This is a genomic window from Achromobacter semiaridum (assembly GCF_053543755.1).
This window is the reverse complement of the sequence record NZ_JBLVOL010000137.1, coordinates 84,215-105,687: the sequence shown is the minus strand read 5'-3', so window position 1 is coordinate 105,687 and position 21,473 is coordinate 84,215. Positions and strand designations below refer to the sequence as shown.

Here is a 21,473-nt window from a genome sequence, read left to right as displayed (position 1 = left end):
CCCCCGGCCGTGGGCAAGATGGTGGATGCCGCCACCGCGCTGGATGGCGCGCTGGGCGGCTGGTGCGCCAAGCCGGATGCCGCCGGCGCCACGCGCGTGGCCGACGCCTATACCCAATTGATGCTGGCGTGGTCCGGCGTCGAGATCCTGCGTTTCGGCCCGCTGGTGCAGGCCAACCGTTTTGAACGGCTGGCGTTCTGGCCCGACACGCGCGGCGTCATGCCGCGTCAAGTGCAGCAGTTGATCGCCGCGCAAGACGCCGCCTTGCTCGCACCCGGCGCGCTGGCCGGCCGCAGTGTGGCGGTGCAGGGCCTGCCGGCGCTGGAATACGTGTTGTATGGCGACCCCGCGCTGCTCAAGCAGACCGGCGCCCCGACCTTTGCCTACGCTTGCGGCTATGCGCGCGCCGTGGCCGCCAACGTCACGACGATATCGCGCGACGTGGCCCAGGCCTGGAGCCCGCAAGGCGAGTTCGGCCGCCAGTTCGCCAAGCCGCAAGCCGGCAACGACCTGTACCGCGACCCCCAGGAAATTGCCGCCGAGGCCATGAAGGCCTTGTCGACCGGTTTGCAGTTTGCCCGCGATGTGAAGATCCTGCCGGTGTTGGGCGAGTCCGCCGACGCCGCGCGGCCCAAGCGCGCCGCCTTCTGGCGCAGCGGCTTGTCCACGCGCTTGCTGGCGGCAAATCTGGATGGCTTGAAGGCCTTCTATCAGGCGGGCGCCTATGCCCTGCCAGCCGGCAGCGAATGGATGGATGTGTCCGTGCGCGGCGAATTGCAATCCGCCGCCCGGACCTTGCAAGCGGTGACCGCGCCGCTGGATGCCGCGCTGCAAGACGAAGACGGGCGGCGCTTGTTGCTGTTGGCGTCGCTGACCATCAAGAACGCCAAGGCCATCGTGGACCAGGATCTGGCCCCGGCGCTGGGCGTCACCATCGGCTTCAACGCGCTTGATGGTGATTGATCGGCGCCGCTTTCTGATGCTGGCCACGGCGCTGGGCTTGGCGCCCGCCGCCGCGAGGGCGGTGCTGCCCGCCGATGGCGGCGCCTTGTATCTCAGCGCGCGCAAGCGCGGCGGCCGCGACGAAGCCGTGTTGCTGGACGAGGCCGGGCACGACCGCCTTGTGGTGCCGATGCCCGCGCGCGGCCACAGCTTTGCCATCGACGCCCGGGGCCAGCGCGCCGTGGTGTTCGGCCGCCAGCCGGGCTTTTTTGCCGTGGCGTTTTCGTTGCGCGACAAGGGCCAGCCGCAGGCCTTGCCCGTGCCCGACGAACGCCATTTTTTCGGACACGGCGCGTTTATTGATGGCGGGCGCCTGCTGGCCGCCACGGAAAACGACTTTGAAGGCGGACGCGGCGTGCTGGGCATCTACGATGCGTCGCCCGGCGGCGCATGGCGCCGTATCGGCGAATTCGATTCGGGCGGCATCGGTCCGCATGAAGTCGTATTGATGCCGGACGGCAAGACGCTGTGCGTGGCCAACGGCGGCATCCTGACGCATCCCGATTACGGCAAGCTGGAACTGAATCTGGACACGATGCGGCCATCGCTGGCCTATATCGACGCGGCCAGTGGCCGGTTGCTTGAAAAGGTAGAGCTGGCGCCGGCGTTGCATCGCTTGTCGATCCGGCACCTGGCGCTGGCGGATGATGGCTGCGTATGGTTTGGCTGCCAATACATGGGGCCGGCCTCGGATCGGCCCGCGCTGGTCGGGCGGCATCGCCGGGGCGCGCAGCTGGAACTCTTCGAGGGGCCGGCCGAAACGCTGCGCAATATGCGCAACTACGTGGGCTCGGTCACGGTGGATGCGTCGGGCGCCATCATCGCCACGTCCAGCCCGGTGGGGGGGCAGGTGATGTACTGGGATGCCGCCAACGGCCGCTGCCTGGGCACGACGCAATTGGCGGACGGATGCGGCGTGGCGCCCGCGCCCCAAGCCGGGTTTCTGATCAGCAGTGGCCTGGGCGCGATGCTGCGTGCCGATGCAACGGGCTACCACGCGCCGGTGCTGCCGCCATCGCGCGAGCTGTCCTGGGACAACCACTTTCGCATCGTCAAGGCCTGACGCGCGGCTCGGCACTTACAAAGCTTGACATAGCAAGCCCGCGCCGCGCCCCTTTGCGTCGGCGTCATCTGATACAGTTTTCGGTTGTTATTTTTTGTGGAAAATTCCATGGAAGACGCCTTGAACGAATTTCAGGCCTGGGCACCCAGGCTGGTTGATATGGGCATCAATCTGTCGGTGGCGCTGCTGATCCTGATCATCGGGTGGTGGGTGTCGTCGTTGCTGGGCAGCTGGGTGCGTCGCGCCTCGATGCGCTCCAGCAAGATCGACCCGACGATTGTGCCGATGTTCTACTCCACGGTCGTGTGGGCGGTGCGTATCTTTACCGTCATCGCCGTGCTGGCTCGCTTCGGCGTGCAGACGGCCAGCTTGATCGCTGTGCTGGGCGCCGCCGGTCTGGCCGTGGGCCTGGCCTTGCAAGGCACGCTGCAAAACATCGCGGCCGGCATCATGCTGCTGATCCTGCGCCCCATCCGGGCGGGCGAGTACATCGCCCTGAGCTCCGGCGCCGACGGCACGGTGGAAGAGGTCGGCCTGTTCCTGACGCGGCTGGTGCAAGGCGACGGCATCCACCTGACCCTGCCCAACAGCACTGTCTGGAACGCCACCATCACCAACTACAGTCGCAATAAGACGCGCCGCCTGGATATCCCGGTGCCGGTGCGCTACGGCGACGATCTGGATCAGGTGATGACCAAGCTGAAGGAAATCGTGGCTGCGCGCCCGGATGCGCTGATGGATCCGGAGCCGCAGATCAAGGTGTTTGAGTACAAGGAAAGCGGCGTCATCGTGAACGTGCGCGTGTGGGCGGAATCCAGCAAGTATTGGGACCTGCGCTGGGGCCTGTACCAGGAAATCCGTACGACGCTGGAAGCGGCAGGTTTCCAACCGCCGATTCCGCTGCGCGAAATCCAGAACCCCCGGACCCCGGGCAAGGCCGACGCGGCCACCTGAGCGGTTTCTGGCAGACTTTGCCAATACCAATGCAAACGGGCACCTTCGGGTGCCCGTTGTTCATTCGGCGTACCAGCGCCTTGCCGCCGTGCGCGATCAGGCCTGCATGGCCAACCGCGCCAGTTCCGATTTGATCCAGCCCGCGATCTCGCGCTGGCGCTGGGCCGGCATGCGGTCGATGATGGCCGTGACGCTGACGGCCAGCAGTGGCGAACCGTGCGAATCCAGCAGCGCGCAACCCACGCCCAACGCGCCACGCACCGCGTGATTGCCCACCACGGAATAGCCGCGCGCGCGGGTGTTGTCGATCAGCCGGTACATTTCCTGCGGCGTCATGCCGCCATATTCGTCCAGACGGCCCGAATTGCGGTCGACGATGCCGCGCGCGATGTCGTCCGGCAGGGCGGCAAGCAGCGCCATGCCGCCCGACCCCACGCCCAGCGGCTGACGCTTGCCCGCGTAAGTGGCCAGGATCTGGACCGGGTAGCTGCCGATCTCGCGATGCAGGCTGATGGAATCATCATCGTCGCGCACCACCAGGAACACGGCGTCGCCCGTGCGGTCGGCCAGGCGGCGCAGCACCGGCAGCAGCTGGCGCACGCGCGGATCCCGCGAGCGGGTGTCAGGGTCCACGGCCAACTGGGCGCGATATTTCTTGGTGTCCGTCACGGGCAGCACCAGGCCGGCGTCCAGCAGGGCGGCCAACAGGCGGTATATGGTGGGGCGTTGTATGCCCGTCAAGCGGGCGATATCCGTCACGCTGAGGCCGTCGGGCCCTTGGTCGCGCAGGGCGGCCAGCACGGCAAGTCCGCGCCGCAACGTGCGTGGGCCTGCGGCCGCGGCATCACTGTCTTGCATGCAAATCTCTGAGAACTTAGGGTTATTGCGAATCGGTCAAGGGAAAACCATTGTCCGTAGCGTGGACTCTACCTTGATGCAACCGTCGTGTATAGCTCAAAATGCGTCATCAAATAATTCGAATCGTCCATCTAATGGACAGTACCTGCACGGAGACACTATGACTACAGGTCAAAAGCCTGGCCTGCGGCGTTTTGCCGCCACCCTTCTGGCTACCGCCGCAAGCGCATTCGCGATGGGTTCCGCCCACGCTGCCTACCCTGACAAACCTGTCCGCATCGTGGTCGGTTTTTCCGCCGGTGGCACCACCGACGTGATCGCCCGCATCATGGCCAAGGAACTGACCGAGGCCCTGGGCCAGTCGTTCGTGGTTGAAAACAAGCCGGGCGCCGGCAGTAACATCGCCACCGACCAGGTGCAGCGCGCCGCCCCGGATGGCTACACGCTGCTGTTCGTGGCTGTCACCAGCGCCATCAACCAGACGCTGTACAAGAACGTCACGTTCGATCTGACCAAGGATTTCGCTCCGGTCGCGCTGGGCGCCAAAGTGCCGAACATCCTGGTCGTGAACCCGGAAGTGCCGGTCAAGTCCGTCAAGGAACTGGTCGATTACGCCAAGAAGAACCCGGGCAAGCTGGCCTTTGCCTCGTCGGGCAGCGGCACGTCCATCCACATGGCGGGCGAGCTGTTCAAGATGAAGGCAGGCATTGACGTGCTGCACGTGCCCTACAAGGGCAGCGCGCCGGCCATGACCGACCTGATCGGCGGCCAGGTGCAATTCATGTTCGACAACATGCCGTCGGCATGGCCGCACGCCCAATCGGGCAAGCTGCGCGCCCTGGCCGTCACCACCAGCGACCGCTCCAAGAGCGCGCCGGACCTGCCCACCATGAAGGAATCGGGCTTTACCGATTTTGACGTGTCGTCCTGGTTCGGCCTGTTGGCCCCGGCCGGCACGCCGCCCGAAGTGATCAATACGCTGAACGCCGCCATGCAGAAAGCGCTGGACAAGCCTTCCGTGCAGACCAGCTATGAAAAGCTGGGCGCCGTGGGCGTGAAGACCACGCCGGCTGAATTCGGCGCGTTCATCAAGTCGGAAGTCGACGGCTGGGCCCCGGTGGTCAAGGCCTCGGGCGCCAAGGTGGACTGATCGGGCGATACCCCGGCCGGCGCCAGCCGCTACCGGGATCTGATCCGACAGGGACGGGCTTTGCGCCCGTCCCTATTTTTTTGCGCCGCCGTTGCGCCGCGCGGTAGCCAGCATGGCGGTGCAGACGCCGCGCATCATGTCCACTTCGTCGCGCGTCAACGCCGGCCGCGAAAACAGATGGCGCATGCGCGGCATCAGCTTCTTGGGGTGCGCCGGGTCCAGGAACTGGACGCCGATCAGCGCTTCTTCCCAATGCGCCAGGAACGCCTGCACGGCCTCGCCCGAAGCCGGCTCGGCTCCGCGCGACGGCTCTTGCGCGGTTGATGCGGGCAACAGCGCCGCGCCTTGTTCCACCAGCAGCGCGTAGCGCAGCTCCCACGCGGCCAGCTGCAAGGCCTGGGCTACGTTCAGCGAGCTGTATTCCGGGTTGGCGGGTATGTGGCAGATGCGATGGCACAGGGCGATCTGCGCGTTGGTCAGCCCGGCGCGCTCGGTGCCCAGCACGACGGCGGCCACGCCCTCGGCCGTGCCGGCCAGATGCGCGCGGGCCAAATCGGCTGCCTGGCGGATGTCGCAGGGCGGAGGACCCAGATCGCGCACGCGCGCGGTCAGGGCAAACGCCATGGTCACGGGCGCCAGCGCTTCTTCCAGCGACGGGTAGATGCGCGCGTTTTCCAGCACGTCCAGCGCGCCGCTGGCCAGGGCCACGGCCTCCGGCTGGCTGGTTACATCTGGAAATTTAGGCGCTACCAAGACCAATTCGGAGAAGCCCATCGTCTTGATGGCGCGGGCCGCCGAACCCACGTTTCCGGGGTGGCTGGGGTTCACCATAATGAAGCGAACACGTGAAAATGCTTGAGTCATTTAAAATGGCGCGTTTGGCTTCACGCCTTCCTGGTTTTTTGGGTCGATTTCCCCGTTGGGGCGACGACGGATCGGGGGGCGGCAAGTGGCCTATCATCACGCGAACCCACCGCATACGTACGGAATTTTATGCACCCGATGCTCAACATCGCCATCAAGGCGGCCCGGCGTGCCGGCACCATTATCAACCGTGCCAGCATGGATTTGGAACGACTCAGCGTGGCTCGCAAGGGGCCGCGCGATTATGTCACGGAAGTCGATCGCGCCGCCGAGGAGTCCATCGTCGAAACGCTGCATGCCGCTTACCCGGATCATGCCGTGCTGGGCGAGGAATTCGGGCTGCAAGGTCCCGACCAGGCTGAATTCCAATGGATCATCGATCCCTTGGACGGCACGACCAACTTCATCCACGGCCTGCCCAACTACGCCGTGTCCATCGCGCTGACCCAGCGCGGCCAGGTCACGCAAGCGGTCATCTATGACCCCTCGCGCAACGAGCTGTTCACGGCCAGCCGTGGCAGCGGCACCTTCCTGAACGACCGCCGCGTGCGCGTCTCGGGCCGTACCCGCTACCACGAAGCGCTGCTGGGCGCGCACTGGCCCAACGCCGGCGACCCCGAGCAGGGTTCGCAGCGTTTCCGCCATATGGCCGAAAGCGTTACGGGCGTGCGCCGCATGGGTTCCACCGTCCTGGACCTGGCCTACGTGGCCAGCGGCCGTCTGGACGGCTTCTGCGGCGTGGGCCTGAAGCCCTGGGATCTGGCCGCGGGCAGCCTGATGGTGCTGGAAGCCGGTGGCCTGATCGCCGACTTTGACGGCGAACAAGGCTGGATGGACAGCGGCAACGTCCTGGCCGCCACCCCGAAGATCTTCACGCAGTTGCTGACGTCGCTGAACCCGCCGTCCGCCGCCTGATCGCGCGGGCCGATGCGGCCTTGCCACAACCGGCCTTCGGGCCGGTTTTTTTATGGCCCTTGCAAGGTGAACACCAGCCATGCGCATGGCTGAAAGCCATTGGCCATCAGGCAAACGGAGGGCCGCGTGTCACCGGCATGTCACGAATTTTCCATGTACGATTACCGGTCGTGTAACTTCTGGAGCTCCTGATGGAGTGGCTGCTAGACCCCGCAGCGTGGGTCGGCTTGCTTACCCTGGTCGTCCTTGAGATCGTCCTGGGCATTGATAACCTGATTTTCATCGCCATCCTGGCGGACAAGCTGCCCCCTGCGCAACGCGACCGCGCGCGCATCATGGGGTTGAGCCTGGCCCTGATCATGCGGCTTGGCCTGCTGTCCGTCATGTCGTGGCTGGTCACCTTGACCACCCCCTTGTTCACAGTCGGTCCGGTGTCGCCTTCGGGGCGCGACCTGATCCTGATGGTCGGTGGCCTGTTCCTGCTATTCAAAGGCACGATGGAACTGCACGAGCGCCTGGAAGGCGGTCAGCACGCGGGGTCCTCCGGGCCGCGCGTGTATGCCAGCTTCTGGGTGATCGTTACGCAGATCGTGGTGCTGGACGCGGTGTTCTCGCTGGACTCGGTCATCACGGCGGTGGGCATGGTGGACCATCTTGCCATCATGATGATCGCCGTCGTCATCGCCATCGGCATCATGCTGCTGGCCTCCAAGCCGCTGACGCGCTTCGTCAACGCGCACCCGACCGTGGTGGTCCTGTGCCTGGGCTTCTTGCTGATGATCGGCTTTTCGCTGCTGGCCGAAGCCTTTGGCTTCAAGGTGCCCAAGGGCTATCTGTACGCGGCCATCGGCTTCTCGGTGGCCATCGAGGCGCTGAACCAGGTGGCGCGCCGCAACCTGCTCAAGCTGGACGCCCGCCGTCCGATGCGCGAACGTACCGCGTCGGCCGTGCTGCGCATGCTGGGCAAGCGCCCGCCCACCAGCGACGAAGCCGACCTGCCCAATGCCGACGGCCCGGCCATTCCGGCCTTCGGCGTGGAAGAACGCAACATGGTCAGCGGCGTGCTGACGCTGGCCGAACGTTCCATCCGGTCGATCATGACGCCGCGCACGGATGTGTCCTGGATCAATATCGACGACGACCCGGAACTGATCCGCCATCAGCTGACCGAGGCGCCCCACAGCTTCTTCCCGGTGTGCCGGGGGTCGCTGGACGAAGTGCTGGGCATCGCGCGCGCCAAGGACCTGGTTGCCGACCTGATCACCGAAGGGCGCGTGCGCCGCAACCGGCTGCGCGATCCCATCATCGTGCACGAGTCCATCGGCATCCTGCGGTTGATGGACACGCTGAAACGGTCGCGCGGGCAGCTGGTGCTGGTGGCCGATGAGTTCGGCGCCATTGAAGGGCTGGTCACTCCCATCGACGTGTTCGAGGCCATCGCCGGTGAATTCCCCGACGAAGACGAATTGCCCGACATCGTGGCCGACGGCGACAACACCTGGAAGATCGACGGCGCGGCCGACCTGCACCACGTCGAACAGGTGCTGGAAACCGAAGGCCTGGTCGACGAAGCCCAAGACTTTTCCACCCTTGCAGGCTACCTGCTGTCGCGCTTTGGCCATCTGCCCAAGCCCGGCGATGTCTGCGAATACGAAGCCCATCACCAGCACTTCCGCTTCGAGGTGCTGGAAATGGACGGCCGCCGGATCGCGCTGGTGCGCGTTGAAAAGCGGCCGCAGGAAATGCTGTCGGACGAAGCCCCGCTGGCCAACGATTAACCGGAACCCCTACCTATCGTGACTGACAACGCGCTCTATCTGATCAAGGCCTTCATTCTTGGCATTCTTGAAGGCCTGACCGAGTTCATCCCCGTGTCCAGCACCGGCCACCTGATTTTGGTGGGCGACTGGATCAACTTCCAGTCCGGCGATGGCAAGGTGTTCGAAGTGGTCATCCAGCTGGGTTCGATCCTGGCGGTGATGTGGGTGTTCCGGGCGCGGTTGATCCAGCTGATCCGGGGCACCTTGACCGGCGTGGCCAGCGAGGTCGCGTTCACCCGCAACCTGATCATCGCGTTCCTGCCAGCGGCGGTCATCGGCGCCATCTTCATCAAGACCATCAAGTCGGTGTTCTATCACCCCGGCGTGGTGGTGGTGACGCTGGTGCTGGGCGGCCTGATCATGCTGTACGTGGAACGCAAGACGCACCACACGCCGGGCGACGCGCCGGGCGCTGCCGACGACACGGCGTCCGACGAACGGGCGTCCGCGCACACGCTCGAACAGATCACCTGGAAGCAGGCGCTGGGCGTGGGCGTGGCGCAGTGCTTCGCCATGATTCCGGGCACATCGCGGTCGGGCGCCACCATCATCGGCGGCATGATCGCCGGCATCCAGCGCAAGACGGCCACGGAATTCTCGTTTTTCCTGGCTATGCCCACGATGCTGGGCGCGGCCGTTTTCGATATGTACAAGAACTTCGGCGCGCTGACCCAGCATGACTTGTCCGGCATCGCCGTGGGCTTCATCGCAGCGTTCCTGAGCGCGATGGTGGTGGTGCGCGCGGTGCTGCGATTCGTGGCCAACCACACGTACCGGGTGTTCGCCTGGTATCGCATCGTGTTCGGCGCGGTGGTCGCCGCGTGGATCTTCACGCGCTGATCCCGTTCAGTCGCGCAAAAAAAATGGCCTCGCGGTTGCGAGGCCATTTTCATTGTGCGGCCGTTGCCGGCGCTGCACAGCGTTCGGCTTTGTCCTGAGTCTTGCCCTTACGATTCCGTTTCCAGGTCGTAGAACGTCAGCCCATCGCTATCGATGATCAGCCAGCCACCGCGCGGGGGCGACACGTGATCGCAATCCCAGTCGGGCAGCACCCAGCGTTCACGCTTCTTGCCATCCACGTCCAGCACGTGGCGTGCCGGGCGATGCGTGTGGCCATGAACCAGCACGGGCACGCCGCTATCGCGGAAGATCGACTCGATGGCGGCGCCATTGACGTCCATGATTTCCATGGACTTCGTCTGGTTGGCCGCCTGGCTTTCGCCGCGCGCCTGCTGCGCCATGGCCAGGCGTTCGGGGATGGTCTTGGCCAGGAACTCGGCCTGCCATTGCGGATTGCGGACCATCTTGCGGAACTGCTGATACGCGGCGTCGTCCGTACAGAACTCGTCGCCGTGCGTCAGCAGCACCGGGCCGGCATCCGTTTGCAGCAGGGCGGGCTCGGGCAGCAGCTTGGCGCCCACGGCCGCGGCCAGTTCTTCCCCAATGAGGAAGTCGCGGTTGCCGCGCCCCAGCCATACCGGGATGCGTGCGCTGGTGTCGCGCAGCGCCGTCAACACCGTGGCAAGCCACGGCGGCGCGGCGCGGATCACGTCGTCGCCGATCCAGGCGTCAAAGATGTCGCCCGGCAGCAGCAACGCGGCAGCTTCCTGCCGCGCGGCCTCCAGAAACGCCAGGAATGCCTCGGAGGTGGCCGGCGTGGCCGGCCCCAAGTGCAGGTCGGACGCCAGCCAGATCGGGCCGGGCAGGGCAATCTTATTCAAGAATCTCGGCCTTCTCGATGATCACGTCTTCGTTGGGCACGTTCTGGTGGAAGCCCTTGTTGCCGGTCTTCACACCCTTGATCTTCTCGACCACGTCGGTGCCTTCGGTGATGGTGCCGAACACGGCGTAGCCCCAGCCGTTCGGCGTGGGCGACGTGAAGTTCAGGAAATCATTGTTGGACACGTTGATGAAGAACTGCGCGGTGGCCGAATGCGGATCGCTGGTGCGGGCCATCGCCAGGGTGTACTTGTCGTTCTTCAAGCCGTTGTTGGCTTCGTTTTCGATCGGGGCATGCGTTTGCTTTTGCTTCATGCCGGGTTCGAAGCCGCCGCCCTGGATCATGAAACCGTCGATCACGCGGTGGAACACCGTGCCGTTGTAGAAGCCTTCCTTGACGTAGGTCAGGAAGTTTTCGACGGTCTTGGGCGCCTTGGCGGCGTCCAGGGTGATGACCATATCGCCTTGGTTCGTAACAAGCTTGACGCGCGGGTTGGTGCTCATGGCTTTTGTGCCTTCAGAAGTAGTGGTGGTGGAGGAGGCCGCTGGGGCGGCGCTGACAAGCGCTGGGGCAAATGCGGCCAGCGCGAACGAGCACGCCGTCAGGCGCAGCAGGTGGAAGGGTGAGTAACGGGACATCATTTGCCTTGTTTATCCTTCAGCATGGTTTCGACTTCACGGGCCTTCTCCTGCATGCCGGGCACGCCATCGCTGGCGGCCTTCTTGTAAGTGCGCAGGGCCTGTAGAAGTTGCAGATCGCCCAGGTTGGCTCGGGCGGCGGCGTAGCCGGGGTCAGCGCGTAGTGCCATTTGGAGGGCGTCTTGCGCTTTTTCAAGTTCACCGCGGCTGGCATATAGAGCGGCCAGGTTGTTCCAAGGTTCCGGCAGCTCGGGGAAACGCGTGGTCATGTCGGTGTAGATGTCGATGGCTTCGCCCGTGCGATTCAGGGCGGCCAGTGCGCGCGCGTGCTGGAACATCAGCTGCACATCGGTGCCGCGTTGGTCCTTGATTTCGGCTTCGCGCTTTTCGATCATCGCCAACGCTTCTTCGTTATCGCCGCGGTTCAGCAGCATTTCGATGCGGTTGGTGATCTGCGAGGGCGACGGCGTCAAGCGCGTGTCCACGCCGGGTTTGGCCGCTTCCAGCAGTTTGGCCAGACTGTCCCAGCCGCCTTCGGGGGGGATGGGGTCCAGGGTGGTGCGCGTGGCGTTGGGGCTGGCCCCGCCGCCGCCGGCCATCGACTGGGCAAGGGCGCTACCCGCCGGCGCGCTGGCAAAGGCCAGCGCGAGCAGGGCGACACAAAAACGCGGCTTGATAGTCACGTGGGTATCCGTTAAAAGTCGTGGCCGGGCAGCACTTACGCGTGCGACCGGGCCGCTTGCTATACTTGACGACCGCCATTTTAGCCCCGGTTGCGTTTTTGTTTCGGCAAGAGCTTGAGCCGGAACAGAGATGTCGAGCTGGAGCCCCCCGGCAGGACGCGCGGTATCGGTGGTGCCCGGGGTATCCCGGGGGCCGGCGATATCGGTGATATCGGCGATGCCGGTGATGCCGGTGATACCGGGGGCATCGTCCCGCCCCAGCAACTTTTTCCGATTTCGCCGCGGAAAGCAATCAGACCAATACATAAGCGCCATGCTGCAAATCTACAACACGTTATCGCGTACCAAAGAACCGTTCAAACCGGCCCAGGCTGGTCAGGTGCGCATGTACGTGTGTGGCATGACCGTGTACGACTTCTGCCATCTGGGCCATGCCCGCATGCTGGTGTCGTTTGACGTCGTGCAGCGCTGGCTGCGCGCCACCGGCCTGGCCGTCGATTACGTGCGCAATATCACCGACATCGACGACAAGATTATTCGCCGCGCCGTTGAAACCGGCCGCCGCATCGGCGAGGTCACTGAGTTCTACATCGCCGCCATGCACGCCGACGAGCGCGCGCTGGGTGTTCAATCGCCCGACCGCGAGCCGCGCGCCACGCACTACGTGGGCGACATGCTGGACATCATCGGCAAGCTGGAACAGAACGGCCTGGCCTATCAAGCCGATGACGGCGACGTGAACTACGCCGTGCGCGGCTTTGCCGGTTACGGCAAGCTGTCCGGCAAGACGCTGGACGACCTGCGCGCCGGCGAACGCGTGGCGGTGGGCTCGGCCAAGCGTGACCCCCTGGACTTCGTGCTGTGGAAGTCGGCAAAGGCCGACGAACCCGCCGACACCAAATGGGAATCGCCCTACGGCATGGGCCGCCCCGGCTGGCACATCGAATGCTCGGCCATGAGCAAATCCTTGTTGGGCTTGCCGCTGGACATCCACGGCGGCGGTCCCGACCTGAAATTCCCGCACCACGAAAACGAAATCGCGCAGACCGAAGGCGCGTTCGGCGGCACGCTGGCCAACATCTGGATGCACTGCGGCCCGCTGATGGTGGATTCGGACAAGATGTCCAAGTCGCTGGGCAACTTCCGCACCATCCGCCAGACCGTGGCGCTGGGCGACCCCGCGGCGGACGACGCCGACTACCGCGTCAACCCGCGTGAAGCCGAAATGGTGCGTTTCTTCATTGTGCGCAACCACTATCGCAGCTCGCAGAACTACACCCCCGACAACCTGATCGACGCGCAAAACGCACTGGATCGCCTGTACCAGGCCTTGCAGAACGTGCCGGCCGACGACCAGGGCATCGACTGGAACGAGCCGCAGGCCCAAGCCTTCAAGGCGGCCATGGACGACGACTTCAACAGCTCGGGGGCCGTGGCAGCCCTGTTTGAACTGGCCACCGAGGCCAACCGCGACAAAAGCGCGCGCAGCGCCGGCCAGATGAAGGCGCTGGCGTCCTTGCTGGGTTTGTTGCAGCAGGACCCGGCTACGTACTTCCAGTCGCCCACGCGCTATTCGGCCGCGGCCATCGAGCAAGGCGCGCGCGCCACGCTGGACGCCGACGCCATTCAATCGCTGATCGATGCGCGCGCCGCCGCCAAGGCCGCGCGTAATTTCGCCGAGGCGGACCGCATCCGCGCCGAACTGCGCGAGGCCGGCATCGAACTTGACGACAAGCCGGGTGGCTTGACGCAATGGCGCCGGGCCTGAGCCCAGTGGATACGCCCGATATGTCCACCGCCGATCTCGACATTCCCAAGCCTGATTATTGGGAAGCGGCCGTCGCCCATCTGATGCGGCGCGACCGCATCTTGAAAAAAGTCATCCCCCAGCACCCCGAAGTGTGGCTGACGTCGCGCGGCACGCCGTTCGTGACGCTGGCGCGCGCCATCATCGGGCAGCAGGTCTCCACCAAGGCGGCCGATGCCGCCTGGACCAAGTTCATCGAAGCCGTCGGCAAGCGCCCCACGCCGGTGGCCGTGCTGCGCGTAGGCGTCGATGGCCTGCGCCGCGCCGGCTTGTCCCAGCGCAAGGCCGAGTACGTGCTGGACCTTGCCGTGCACTTCGGCGAACGCCGCGTCCACCCTGAAAAGTGGGCGGCCATGGACGACGAAGCGGTTATTTCTGAATTGGTCGCCATCCGGGGCATTGGGCGCTGGACGGCGGAGATGTTTTTGATTTTCAATCTACAGCGGCCTGACGTCCTGCCGCTGGATGATCCAGGGTTGCTCAAGGCAATCTCACTACACTATTTCAGTGGCGAGCCTGTCTCGCGCTTCGAGGCTCGCGAAGTCTCGCTGGCGTGGCAGCCCTGGCGTACCGTGGCGACCTGGTATCTATGGCGCAGTCTGGAACCGACACCGGTTCAATACTGATGCACACCAGGCAGCCCATCTACGGAACCACACTACATGCGCAATACATTTCTGGAATTTGAACAGCCGCTGGCCGAACTTGAAAACAAGATCGAGCAGCTGCGCTATGTGCAGGCCGATTCTGCGGTAGACATCTCCGACGAGATCGGGCGTCTTCAGCAAAAGAGCCAGACCTTGGCCAAGGAGATCTACGCCAAGCTCACGCCGTGGCAGACGGCGCTTGTCGCCCGCCACCCCCAGCGTCCTTACACGCTGGACTACGTGCGCGAAATGTTCACCGACTTCCACGAACTGCACGGCGACCGCATGTACGCCGACGACCAGTCCATCATCGGCGGTCTGGCGCGCTTTAACGGCACGCCCTGCATGGTCATCGGCCACCAAAAGGGCCGCGACACCAAGGAACGCGCCGCGCGCAACTTCGGCATGCCGCGTCCGGAAGGCTATCGCAAGGCCCTGCGCCTGATGCGCCTGGCCGAGAAATTCGGCGTTCCCGTGTTCACCTTCGTGGACACCCCCGGCGCCTATCCCGGCATCGGCGCCGAAGAGCGCGGCCAGTCCGAAGCCATCGGCCACAACCTGTACGCCATGGCCGAACTGAAAGTGCCCGTGATCTGCACGATCATCGGCGAAGGCGGTTCCGGTGGCGCGCTGGCCATTGCCGTGGGCAACGCCGTGTTGATGCTGCAATACGCCACCTACGCCGTGATCTCGCCCGAAGGCTGCGCGTCGATCCTGTGGCGCAGCGCCGACAAGGCGCCCGATGCCGCCGAAGCGCTGGCCATCATCGCGCCGCGCCTGAAAGACCTGGGCCTGGTTGACCGCGTCGTCAATGAACCGGTGGGCGGCGCCCATCGCGACCCGCGCGTCATGGCGCGCTTGCTGCGCCGCGCGCTGGCTGATGCCCTGCGCCAACTGCAAGGCATGACGCCCGAACAGCTCGTTGAACAGCGCGTGCAACGCCTGCTGTCCTACGGCGCTTATACGGAAGTGCGCGCGTAGCGCAGGCAACGGCGCCGGCTGGTACGCCGGCGCCACGGCCGCGCTGCCCGCGCCCAAAATCATGAACGCGCACTCCACGCCCGACACGCCCGACCAGGCCGAGTCGGGCGTGTCGCATTGCGCGTCCGCAGCGCCTTCGGTGTCGACGGAAAAGGGCGCGGTGCCGTCCGCTGCGTCGTCGGCGTCGACAGTTCGGGAAACGGTGTTGCGCGCCAAGGCGTCGGTGTCGGCGGCAGGGCGACCGGCGTCAACGGTTGCGCTGCCGAAATCGCCCGCGTTGATCGCGGCGTTGCGAGACGCCTTGCAGGCGTTGCCCGCGCGTCCCGCCCGCGTTGCCGTCGCCTTGAGCGGTGGCGCCGATTCCGCCATGCTGGCCGTGCACGCGGCGGCTGTTGCGCATGACCTTGGCATCGGCCTGTCGCTCTTGCATGTGCATCACGGCTTGCAGGACGCGGCCGACGAATGGGGCAGGCAAGTGCATGCCCTGGGCGCCTTGCTGGGCCTGCCGGTGCACGAAGCGCGCGTCCAGGTCGAGCACGCGGCGGGCAAGGGCATCGAGGCCGCCGCGCGCGATGCCCGCTACGCGGCGCTGGCGCGGCTGGCGCAGGCAGAAGGCGCGACTCACGTTCTGCTGGCGCATCACCGCAACGACCAGGCCGAAACCGTTTTGCTGCGGCTGCTGCGCGGCACCGGCCTGCTCGGCATGGCCGCGATGTCCCCGGCCTTGCAACGCGACGGCATCACCTATGTGCGCCCCTGGCTTGCGCAGGACCGCGCGACGATCCTGCTTGCCGCCGACGCCGTGCGGCAAGCGAGCGGCTGGCAGCCCGTACAAGACCCCACCAACGCAGATCCCCGCTACACCCGCGCCGCCGTGCGCGAACTGCTGGCGCCCGTGCTGGACAAGCGCTGGCCCGGCTGGCGCGCCATCGTCGCGCGGCACGCCGCGCACATGGCCGAAGCGGCGCAGATCCTGGAAGAAGTCGCGCGCGAAGATCTGGCCCGCCTGGACCCCGGCCCCGACGGCGCCAGCTTTTCATTGAAGGCGTGGCGCGAATTGTCGCCGCCGCGCCAGTCGCAGGTGCTGCGCTTCTGGCTGCAACAAAACGGTGCGCGCATGCCCACGGACGCGCGCCTGCGCGACCTCTTGCGTCAGCTGCGCGAACTGCACAGCCTGGGGCACGACCGGCAGCTGCAAGTGCAGCAGGCCGGCCATGTGGTGCGCTGCCATCGCGGGCGCGTGTGGATCGAAGCGCGGCAATAAATAAACCGGCGTTCTGGAAAGAATCCACGGAAAAATAGCCGCGCAATGAACATAAATTTCCTCAAACTGAGCAAATTTTTACCGCCGCGCTAGAATATATGGTTTTGCCCGTCACCACTTTGCGGCGGGTGTCCAGCCAGAGTACGAGATGTCCCTGATCGTTCACAAATATGGCGGTACTTCGATGGGCTCGGTCGAGCGCATTCGGAACGTGGCGCGTCGCGTCGCGAAGTGGCACGCCGCCGGCCACCAGGTTGTTGTAGTGCCGTCGGCAATGGCGGGCGAAACGAATCGCCTGCTGGGTCTGGCGCGCGAAATTTCGCCCCAGCCCGATAGCCGCGAACTCGATATGATCGCCGCCACCGGCGAGCAGGCCAGCAGCGGTTTGCTGGCCATTGCGTTGCAGGCCGAAGGCGTGCCGGCGCGCAGCTATGCCGGTTGGCAAGTGCCCGTGCGCACCGATTCATCCTTCACCAAGGCGCGCATCAGCTCCATCGACGACGCCCGTATCCGCGGCGACCTCGACGCGGGCCGCGTGGTGATCGTGACTGGCTTCCAGGGCATCGACCCCGAAGGCCACATCACGACGCTGGGCCGTGGTGGTTCGGATACCTCGGCCGTGGCCGTGGCCGCCGCCATCAAGGCCGACGAATGCCTGATCTACACCGACGTGGACGGCGTCTACACGACCGATCCGCGCGTGGTGCCTGAAGCGCGCCGCATGGCCGTCGTTTCCTTCGAGGAAATGCTGGAAATGGCCTCGCTGGGTTCCAAGGTACTGCAAATCCGCTCGGTGGAATTCGCCGGCAAATACCGTGTTCCGGTCCGGGTCCTGTCCTCGCTGACCGACCCGCTCATTCCGCTCGACGAAGAAATGGTCTCGGGCACGCTGATTACTTTTGAGGAAGACGAAAAAATGGAAGCCGCCGTTGTCTCCGGCATCGCCTTCAGCCGCGACGAAGCCAAAATCACCTTGCTGGCGGTTCCCGACAAACCGGGTATCGCTTTCTCCATCCTGGGTCCGGTCGCCGCCGCCAACATCGATGTCGACATGATCGTGCAGAACCAGTCCGTGGCTGGCACGACCGACTTCTCGTTCACCGTGAATCGCAACGAATTCGCGCGTGCCGTCGACCTGCTCAAGCGCGAAGTCATCCCCGCCGTGGGCGCGCGTGAACTGTCCACCGACGAGAAGGTCGCCAAGGTCTCGATCGTCGGCATCGGCATGCGTTCGCACGTGGGCGTGGCCAGCCTGATGTTCCAGACGCTTTCGCAAGAAGGCATCAACATCCAGATGATCAGCACCAGCGAAATCAAGACGTCGGTCATCATCGACGACAAGTACATGGAATTGGGCGTGCGCGCGCTGCACAAGGCCTTTGGCCTGGACCAGGCGCCGGCCCCCAAGGAATAAAGGCAGCGGATCGGTACGTTTTTTTTGATTGATGGCCCCGTTTGCGGGCAAGCACCAAAAAATTCGTGCTAGAATCTCGTTCTCTTTTCGGAGACGTGCCCGAGAGGCTGAAGGGGCTCCCCTGCTAAGGGAGTATGTGGCTAAAAACTGCATCGTGGGTTCGAATCCCACCGTCTCCGCCAGATCTTCGGCGCTGGTGCTAAACAACCAGCGCTGAATTAAAAAACCCGCAATCGCGAAATCGATTGCGGGTTTTTTTCATTGGTGCGCGTTGATCGTCAGCGCGTTTTTCATTCCAGCGCGGATAGCAGCGCGCGCGCCTGCTCCACGACATCCGCATCGTTCGGCCTGAACGGCATCGGCAATGCTTGCGCCAGGCGCTTGTATTGCGCGTGGCTGCTGCGCGCGTAGGCGGGGTCGTAGTGTCGGTCGATGAGTTCGCGCGCCAGATCGATGCGGCGGCCGTCGTCCACCATCTGCTGCCAACCCTGGATCACCTCGCGGCTGTGCAGGCCCAACATGCGTTGCAGCTGGGCTTTCAACCATTCCGGGTTTTCGAACAGCTGCGCGTAATCCTGTTGAAGGAACGCGGCGCGGTCTTCGCGCGTGGATGCCACGTTGATGCATACGCCATCATGCATGGCTTGCAGCAAGGCGGGCGGCAATTCGACGGCGCCGATCTTGCGGCTCTCTGCTTCAACAAACACGGGTTGTGATGCGTTCAGGGCACGAAGGCGCGCGGCAAGCAGTGTGTCGAAGTGCTTTTGCGAAGGCTGCGCCACGCCTTGCAGGGCGCCCAGCAACGAGCCCCGGTGCGAGGCCAGTTGCTCCAGGTCCAGCGTCTGCGCGCCGGCCTGCGCCAACGCGTTCAGCAAGCGCGTTTTGCCGCTGCCGGTGGGGCCGACCAGCACCACGCAGTGCAAGGCCGCCGGCAAGGTTGCCAGCGCTTGCAGCGTAGCGCTGCGATAGCTTTTGTAGCCGCCGTCCAGCTGCCGCGCGCGCCAGCCGATCATGTTGAACATCAGCGTCATAGAGCCAGACCGCTTGCCTCCGCGCCAGCAATAGATCAGCGGGCGCCAACCTTGCGGCCGGTCGGCGAAGCGCGTTTCCAGATGCAGGGCGATGTTGCGGGCGACCAGCGCGGCGCCCAGTCGAGACGCTTCGAACGGCGACGCTTGGCGGTACAGCGTGCCAACCAGTACCCGTTCTTCATTACTGAGCACGGGCGCGTTGATGGCGCCCGGGATGTGATCGTCGGCGTATTCAAGCGGCGAGCGTACGTCGATGATTTCATCGAAGTCGTGCAGCTTGTCCAGACTTACCAGCAGGTGTTTCACGATGACGGCCAAGAGATAAGGGAGGCAATGGAAGCGGCCACTAGGATAGTGCTTTCCGGCGGCGTGGGTGCACGATCGCGATGGCAATCGCTGCCGTATCCAAGCCGCGCCGCAATGCGATATTTCGATGCCCCGACTTGCACGTTTTCTGAAACAACGCTATTATTCAAGGCTTGCTTTTTGACGCGCCCGTAGCTCAGCTGGATAGAGTACCTGGCTACGAACCAGGGGGTCGTAGGTTCGAATCCTGCCGGGCGCACCAAGTTTTTTTAGAGCGGTTTGTTTTGTAGGACCGGCTTCTAGGACGTAGCGAATTCTTTTCGCGAAATCCGGCAAAAAAACTTCAAAAAAACTTAGAAAAAAAAGCAGAAGCAGTAAAAACGGTGAAATTGTTCTGATATAATTTTGCCTCTTTGTCGGAGCGCCCGTAGCTCAGCTGGATAGAGTACCTGGCTACGAACCAGGGGGTCGTAGGTTCGAATCCTGCCGGGCGCACCAAGTTTTTTTAGAGCGGTTTGTTTTGTAGGACCGGCTTCTAGGACGTAGCGAATTCTTTTCGCGAAATCCGGCAAAAAAACTTCAAAAAAACTTAGAAAAAAAAGCAGAAGCAGTAAAAACGGTGAAATTGTTCTGATATAATTTTGCCTCTTTGTCGGAGCGCCCGTAGCTCAGCTGGATAGAGTACCTGGCTACGAACCAGGGGGTCGTAGGTTCGAATCCTGCCGGGCGCACCAAGTTTTTTTAGAGCGGTTTGTTTTGTAGGACCGGCTTCTAGGACGTAGCGAATTCTTTTCGCGAAATCCGGCAAAAAAACTTCAAAAAAACTTAGAAAAAAAAGCAGAAGCAGTAAAAACGGTGAAATTGTTCTGATATAATTTTGCCTCTTTGTCGGAGCGCCCGTAGCTCAGCTGGATAGAGTACCTGGCTACGAACCAGGGGGTCGTAGGTTCGAATCCTGCCGGGCGCACCAAGTTTCACGTCACACTGAAACGCCGAACAAAGAAAATGGAAAGGCCTTTGATCATTGATCGAAGGCCTTTTTGTTTTGCGCCGACGCTGCTTTGCTTTCCTCTTCAAAGCCCCAGTCCCCTACGCTTGCCCAATCGTCACCCAACAGTTCGGCGGGGTGCATCGTGCGGTCGGAACCGTTGCCGCATTTCATGGCGTCGGATGCGCAGTATTGATCGCAGCCCCAGCAAACCCGTTCGGGGTGCTTGGGATGCATCGGGAATTTCTTGGCCATGCCGTGCCTCATCAGGGAAACGCCATCGCAGTGTCGTCCGCAGCATGCCGGGACAGGCGGCCGGTGCGTGTGCGCGAAGAGAAGTGCAGTGCAGTGCAGTGCAGTGCAGTGCACTGTAATTTCAGCGTACTGCGCACCCGCGCCGCGTTCCTTGATGTGAAGCAAGCGATGGTGCACCGAAGCCTTGCCCCGACCGGCGCCCAAGCGCTTTTTTCCGCACCGATTTGCACGATGCGGTTTTTCCATGTTATAAACACGCCTCTTTCGGGGCGCCCGTAGCTCAGCTGGATAGAGTACCTGGCTACGAACCAGGGGGTCGTAGGTTCGAATCCTGCCGGGCGCACCAAGTTTCACGTCACACTGAAACGCCGAACAAAGAAAATGGAAAGGCCTTTGATCATTGATCGAAGGCCTTTTTGTTTTGCGCCGACGCTGCTTTGCTTTCCTCTTCAAAGCCCCAGTCCCCTACGCTTGCCCAATCGTCACCCAACAGTTCGGCGGGGTGCATCGTGCGGTCGGAACCGTTGCCGCATTTCATGGCGTCGGATGCGCAGTATTGATCGCAGCCCCAGCAAACCCGTTCGGGGTGCTTGGGATGCATCGGGAATTTCTTGGCCATGCCGTGCCTCATCAGGGAAACGCCATCGCAGTGTCGTCCGCAGCATGCCGGGACAGGCGGCCGGTGCGTGTGCGCGAAGAGAAGTGCAGTGCAGTGCAGTGCAGTGCAGTGCACTGTAATTTCAGCGTACTGCGCACCCGCGCCGCGTTCCTTGATGTGAAGCAAGCGATGGTGCACCGAAGCCTTGCCCCGACCGGCGCCCAAGCGCTTTTTTCCGCACCGATTTGCACGATGCGGTTTTTCCATGTTATAAACACGCCTCTTTCGGGGCGCCCGTAGCTCAGCTGGATAGAGTACCTGGCTACGAACCAGGGGGTCGTAGGTTCGAATCCTGCCGGGCGCACCAACTTATATCGAACACGTGATGGCAGTGCGAAAAGCAATGCAAAAAGCAATGCAAAAAGCAGTGCGAAAAGCACGGCGAGAAGCACGGCGATCGCGGTTCCGCCAAAGCGCCACAGCGCCAAGGCATGGCAAGAAAACGAAGCGGGGTG

20 protein-coding genes and 7 tRNA genes are annotated in these 21,473 nt (G+C 63.6%); 19 read left to right on the top strand and 8 right to left on the bottom strand.

Annotated features, from left to right (window positions below):
- The 3 genes from ACNPP0_RS28900 to ACNPP0_RS28890 all read left to right on the top strand — a co-directional run.
- Positions 1-963 (top strand): imelysin family protein (locus tag ACNPP0_RS28900; protein WP_448707813.1); only part of this gene is annotated, 963 nt, incomplete at its 5' end.
- Positions 953-2,065 (top strand): DUF1513 domain-containing protein, encoded by a 1,113-nt coding sequence (locus ACNPP0_RS28895; protein ID WP_332612047.1) that lies wholly within the window; start codon positions 953-955, stop codon positions 2,063-2,065. The genes ACNPP0_RS28900 and ACNPP0_RS28895, both read left to right, overlap by 11 nt.
- A gap of 108 nt (positions 2,066-2,173) precedes the next feature.
- On the top strand, positions 2,174-3,019 hold the full coding sequence (locus ACNPP0_RS28890) for a mechanosensitive ion channel family protein (protein WP_448707812.1): 846 nt from the start codon (positions 2,174-2,176) through the stop codon (positions 3,017-3,019).
- A 96-nt stretch (positions 3,020-3,115) separates the two neighbouring features.
- Here the strand turns inward: ACNPP0_RS28890 and ACNPP0_RS28885 are convergent, their stop codons facing one another.
- Positions 3,116-3,877, bottom strand: coding sequence for an IclR family transcriptional regulator (locus ACNPP0_RS28885; protein ID WP_448707811.1), 762 nt, complete (start codon positions 3,875-3,877; stop codon positions 3,116-3,118).
- A gap of 160 nt (positions 3,878-4,037) precedes the next feature.
- Here ACNPP0_RS28885 and ACNPP0_RS28880 point away from each other — a divergent pair, with 160 nt between their 5' ends.
- On the top strand, positions 4,038-5,027 hold the full coding sequence (locus ACNPP0_RS28880) for a Bug family tripartite tricarboxylate transporter substrate binding protein (protein WP_120156398.1): 990 nt from the start codon (positions 4,038-4,040) through the stop codon (positions 5,025-5,027).
- Positions 5,028-5,099: 72 nt separating this feature from the next.
- On the opposite strand, the gene ACNPP0_RS28875 is transcribed toward ACNPP0_RS28880, so the two are convergent.
- Positions 5,100-5,891: an RNA methyltransferase gene (locus ACNPP0_RS28875; protein ID WP_448707810.1), complete on the bottom strand. Its 792-nt coding sequence runs from the start codon at positions 5,889-5,891 to the stop codon at positions 5,100-5,102.
- Between the two features lie 129 nt (positions 5,892-6,020).
- On the opposite strand from ACNPP0_RS28875, the gene ACNPP0_RS28870 reads away from it, so the two are divergent.
- The 3 genes from ACNPP0_RS28870 to ACNPP0_RS28860 all read left to right on the top strand — a co-directional run bounded on the left by ACNPP0_RS28870 (position 6,021) and on the right by ACNPP0_RS28860 (position 9,466).
- Positions 6,021-6,806, top strand: coding sequence for an inositol monophosphatase family protein (locus tag ACNPP0_RS28870; RefSeq protein ID WP_046804166.1), 786 nt, complete (start codon positions 6,021-6,023; stop codon positions 6,804-6,806).
- 191 nt (positions 6,807-6,997) lie between these two features.
- Complete coding sequence (locus ACNPP0_RS28865) at positions 6,998-8,584, top strand: TerC family protein (protein ID WP_332611881.1); 1,587 nt, start codon at positions 6,998-7,000, stop codon at positions 8,582-8,584.
- 18 nt (positions 8,585-8,602) lie between these two features.
- A complete protein-coding gene (locus tag ACNPP0_RS28860; protein ID WP_332611883.1) occupies positions 8,603-9,466 on the top strand; it encodes an undecaprenyl-diphosphate phosphatase in 864 nt (287 codons plus the stop codon).
- A 107-nt stretch (positions 9,467-9,573) separates the two neighbouring features.
- Here ACNPP0_RS28860 and ACNPP0_RS28855 read toward each other — a convergent pair whose 3' ends face one another.
- The 3 genes from ACNPP0_RS28855 to ACNPP0_RS28845 all read right to left on the bottom strand — a co-directional run bounded on the left by ACNPP0_RS28855 (position 9,574) and on the right by ACNPP0_RS28845 (position 11,667).
- Positions 9,574-10,347 carry a UDP-2,3-diacylglucosamine diphosphatase gene (locus tag ACNPP0_RS28855; protein ID WP_332611884.1) on the bottom strand — a complete coding sequence of 258 codons (774 nt, stop codon included), beginning with the start codon at positions 10,345-10,347 and terminating at the stop codon, positions 9,574-9,576.
- Positions 10,340-10,849, bottom strand: coding sequence for a peptidylprolyl isomerase (locus tag ACNPP0_RS28850; protein ID WP_006225507.1), 510 nt, complete (start codon positions 10,847-10,849; stop codon positions 10,340-10,342). The genes ACNPP0_RS28855 and ACNPP0_RS28850 overlap by 8 nt, the downstream gene beginning before the upstream one ends.
- A 134-nt stretch (positions 10,850-10,983) precedes the next feature.
- Positions 10,984-11,667, bottom strand: coding sequence for a tetratricopeptide repeat protein (locus tag ACNPP0_RS28845; RefSeq protein ID WP_448707905.1), 684 nt, complete (start codon positions 11,665-11,667; stop codon positions 10,984-10,986).
- Positions 11,668-11,980: 313 nt separating this feature from the next.
- Here ACNPP0_RS28845 and cysS point away from each other — a divergent pair, with 313 nt between their 5' ends.
- From cysS to ACNPP0_RS28815, 6 genes are all read left to right on the top strand, one after another.
- Complete coding sequence (gene cysS, locus ACNPP0_RS28840; protein ID WP_332611885.1) at positions 11,981-13,435, top strand: cysteine--tRNA ligase; 1,455 nt, start codon at positions 11,981-11,983, stop codon at positions 13,433-13,435.
- 20 nt (positions 13,436-13,455) lie between these two features.
- Complete coding sequence (locus tag ACNPP0_RS28835; RefSeq protein WP_104144233.1) at positions 13,456-14,100, top strand: DNA-3-methyladenine glycosylase family protein; 645 nt, start codon at positions 13,456-13,458, stop codon at positions 14,098-14,100.
- Between the two features lie 36 nt (positions 14,101-14,136).
- Positions 14,137-15,102: an acetyl-CoA carboxylase carboxyltransferase subunit alpha gene (locus ACNPP0_RS28830; RefSeq protein WP_046804158.1), complete on the top strand. Its 966-nt coding sequence runs from the start codon at positions 14,137-14,139 to the stop codon at positions 15,100-15,102.
- Positions 15,103-15,163: 61 nt separating this feature from the next.
- Positions 15,164-16,366, top strand: coding sequence for a tRNA lysidine(34) synthetase TilS (gene tilS, locus ACNPP0_RS28825; RefSeq protein ID WP_448707809.1), 1,203 nt, complete (start codon positions 15,164-15,166; stop codon positions 16,364-16,366).
- Between the two features lie 148 nt (positions 16,367-16,514).
- Positions 16,515-17,780, top strand: coding sequence for an aspartate kinase (locus ACNPP0_RS28820; RefSeq protein WP_332611887.1), 1,266 nt, complete (start codon positions 16,515-16,517; stop codon positions 17,778-17,780).
- An 89-nt stretch (positions 17,781-17,869) separates the two neighbouring features.
- Positions 17,870-17,962 (top strand) — tRNA-Ser (locus ACNPP0_RS28815).
- Positions 17,963-18,070: 108 nt separating this feature from the next.
- On the opposite strand, the gene mnmH is transcribed toward ACNPP0_RS28815, so the two are convergent.
- Positions 18,071-19,117, bottom strand: coding sequence for a tRNA 2-selenouridine(34) synthase MnmH (gene mnmH / locus ACNPP0_RS28810; RefSeq protein ID WP_448707808.1), 1,047 nt, complete (start codon positions 19,115-19,117; stop codon positions 18,071-18,073).
- Between the two features lie 185 nt (positions 19,118-19,302).
- Here mnmH and ACNPP0_RS28805 point away from each other — a divergent pair.
- The 4 genes from ACNPP0_RS28805 to ACNPP0_RS28790 all read left to right on the top strand — a co-directional run bounded on the left by ACNPP0_RS28805 (position 19,303) and on the right by ACNPP0_RS28790 (position 20,087).
- Positions 19,303-19,379: transfer RNA gene (locus ACNPP0_RS28805), tRNA-Arg, on the top strand.
- A gap of 159 nt (positions 19,380-19,538) precedes the next feature.
- Positions 19,539-19,615, top strand: a tRNA-Arg gene (locus tag ACNPP0_RS28800).
- 159 nt (positions 19,616-19,774) lie between these two features.
- Positions 19,775-19,851: transfer RNA gene (locus ACNPP0_RS28795), tRNA-Arg, on the top strand.
- Between the two features lie 159 nt (positions 19,852-20,010).
- Positions 20,011-20,087 (top strand) — tRNA-Arg (locus ACNPP0_RS28790).
- Positions 20,088-20,138: 51 nt separating this feature from the next.
- Here the strand turns inward: ACNPP0_RS28790 and ACNPP0_RS28785 are convergent.
- Complete coding sequence (locus ACNPP0_RS28785; RefSeq protein ID WP_448707807.1) at positions 20,139-20,606, bottom strand: DUF3079 domain-containing protein; 468 nt, start codon at positions 20,604-20,606, stop codon at positions 20,139-20,141.
- 23 nt (positions 20,607-20,629) lie between these two features.
- Here ACNPP0_RS28785 and ACNPP0_RS28780 point away from each other — a divergent pair.
- Positions 20,630-20,706 (top strand) — tRNA-Arg (locus ACNPP0_RS28780).
- 51 nt (positions 20,707-20,757) lie between these two features.
- Here ACNPP0_RS28780 and ACNPP0_RS28775 read toward each other — a convergent pair.
- The gene (locus ACNPP0_RS28775) at positions 20,758-21,225 is read right to left on the bottom strand and encodes a DUF3079 domain-containing protein (protein ID WP_448707807.1); all 468 of its coding nucleotides are present in this window, start codon (positions 21,223-21,225) and stop codon (positions 20,758-20,760) included.
- 23 nt (positions 21,226-21,248) lie between these two features.
- Here ACNPP0_RS28775 and ACNPP0_RS28770 point away from each other — a divergent pair.
- Positions 21,249-21,325 (top strand) — tRNA-Arg (locus tag ACNPP0_RS28770).
- The last annotated feature ends 148 nt before the right edge of the window (positions 21,326-21,473 follow it).

Excerpts from the sequence above, each read along its gene's own strand:
- ACNPP0_RS28895 (WP_332612047.1), top strand. The coding sequence starts at position 953 with ATGGTGATTGATCGGCGCCGCTTTCTGATGCTGGCCACGGCGCTGGGC.
- ACNPP0_RS28890 (WP_448707812.1), top strand. The coding sequence starts at position 2,174 with ATGGAAGACGCCTTGAACGAATTTCAGGCCTGGGCACCCAGGCTGGTT.
- ACNPP0_RS28885 (WP_448707811.1), bottom strand. The coding sequence starts at position 3,877 with ATGCAAGACAGTGATGCCGCGGCCGCAGGCCCACGCACGTTGCGGCGC.
- ACNPP0_RS28880 (WP_120156398.1), top strand. The coding sequence starts at position 4,038 with ATGACTACAGGTCAAAAGCCTGGCCTGCGGCGTTTTGCCGCCACCCTT.
- ACNPP0_RS28875 (WP_448707810.1), bottom strand. The coding sequence starts at position 5,891 with ATGACTCAAGCATTTTCACGTGTTCGCTTCATTATGGTGAACCCCAGC.
- ACNPP0_RS28870 (WP_046804166.1), top strand. The coding sequence starts at position 6,021 with ATGCACCCGATGCTCAACATCGCCATCAAGGCGGCCCGGCGTGCCGGC.
- ACNPP0_RS28865 (WP_332611881.1), top strand. The coding sequence starts at position 6,998 with ATGGAGTGGCTGCTAGACCCCGCAGCGTGGGTCGGCTTGCTTACCCTG.
- ACNPP0_RS28850 (WP_006225507.1), bottom strand. The coding sequence starts at position 10,849 with ATGAGCACCAACCCGCGCGTCAAGCTTGTTACGAACCAAGGCGATATG.
- cysS (WP_332611885.1), top strand. The coding sequence starts at position 11,981 with ATGCTGCAAATCTACAACACGTTATCGCGTACCAAAGAACCGTTCAAA.
- ACNPP0_RS28835 (WP_104144233.1), top strand. The coding sequence starts at position 13,456 with ATGTCCACCGCCGATCTCGACATTCCCAAGCCTGATTATTGGGAAGCG.
- ACNPP0_RS28830 (WP_046804158.1), top strand. The coding sequence starts at position 14,137 with ATGCGCAATACATTTCTGGAATTTGAACAGCCGCTGGCCGAACTTGAA.
- tilS (WP_448707809.1), top strand. The coding sequence starts at position 15,164 with ATGAACGCGCACTCCACGCCCGACACGCCCGACCAGGCCGAGTCGGGC.
- ACNPP0_RS28820 (WP_332611887.1), top strand. The coding sequence starts at position 16,515 with ATGTCCCTGATCGTTCACAAATATGGCGGTACTTCGATGGGCTCGGTC.
- ACNPP0_RS28785 (WP_448707807.1), bottom strand. The coding sequence starts at position 20,606 with ATGGAAAAACCGCATCGTGCAAATCGGTGCGGAAAAAAGCGCTTGGGC.
- ACNPP0_RS28775 (WP_448707807.1), bottom strand. The coding sequence starts at position 21,225 with ATGGAAAAACCGCATCGTGCAAATCGGTGCGGAAAAAAGCGCTTGGGC.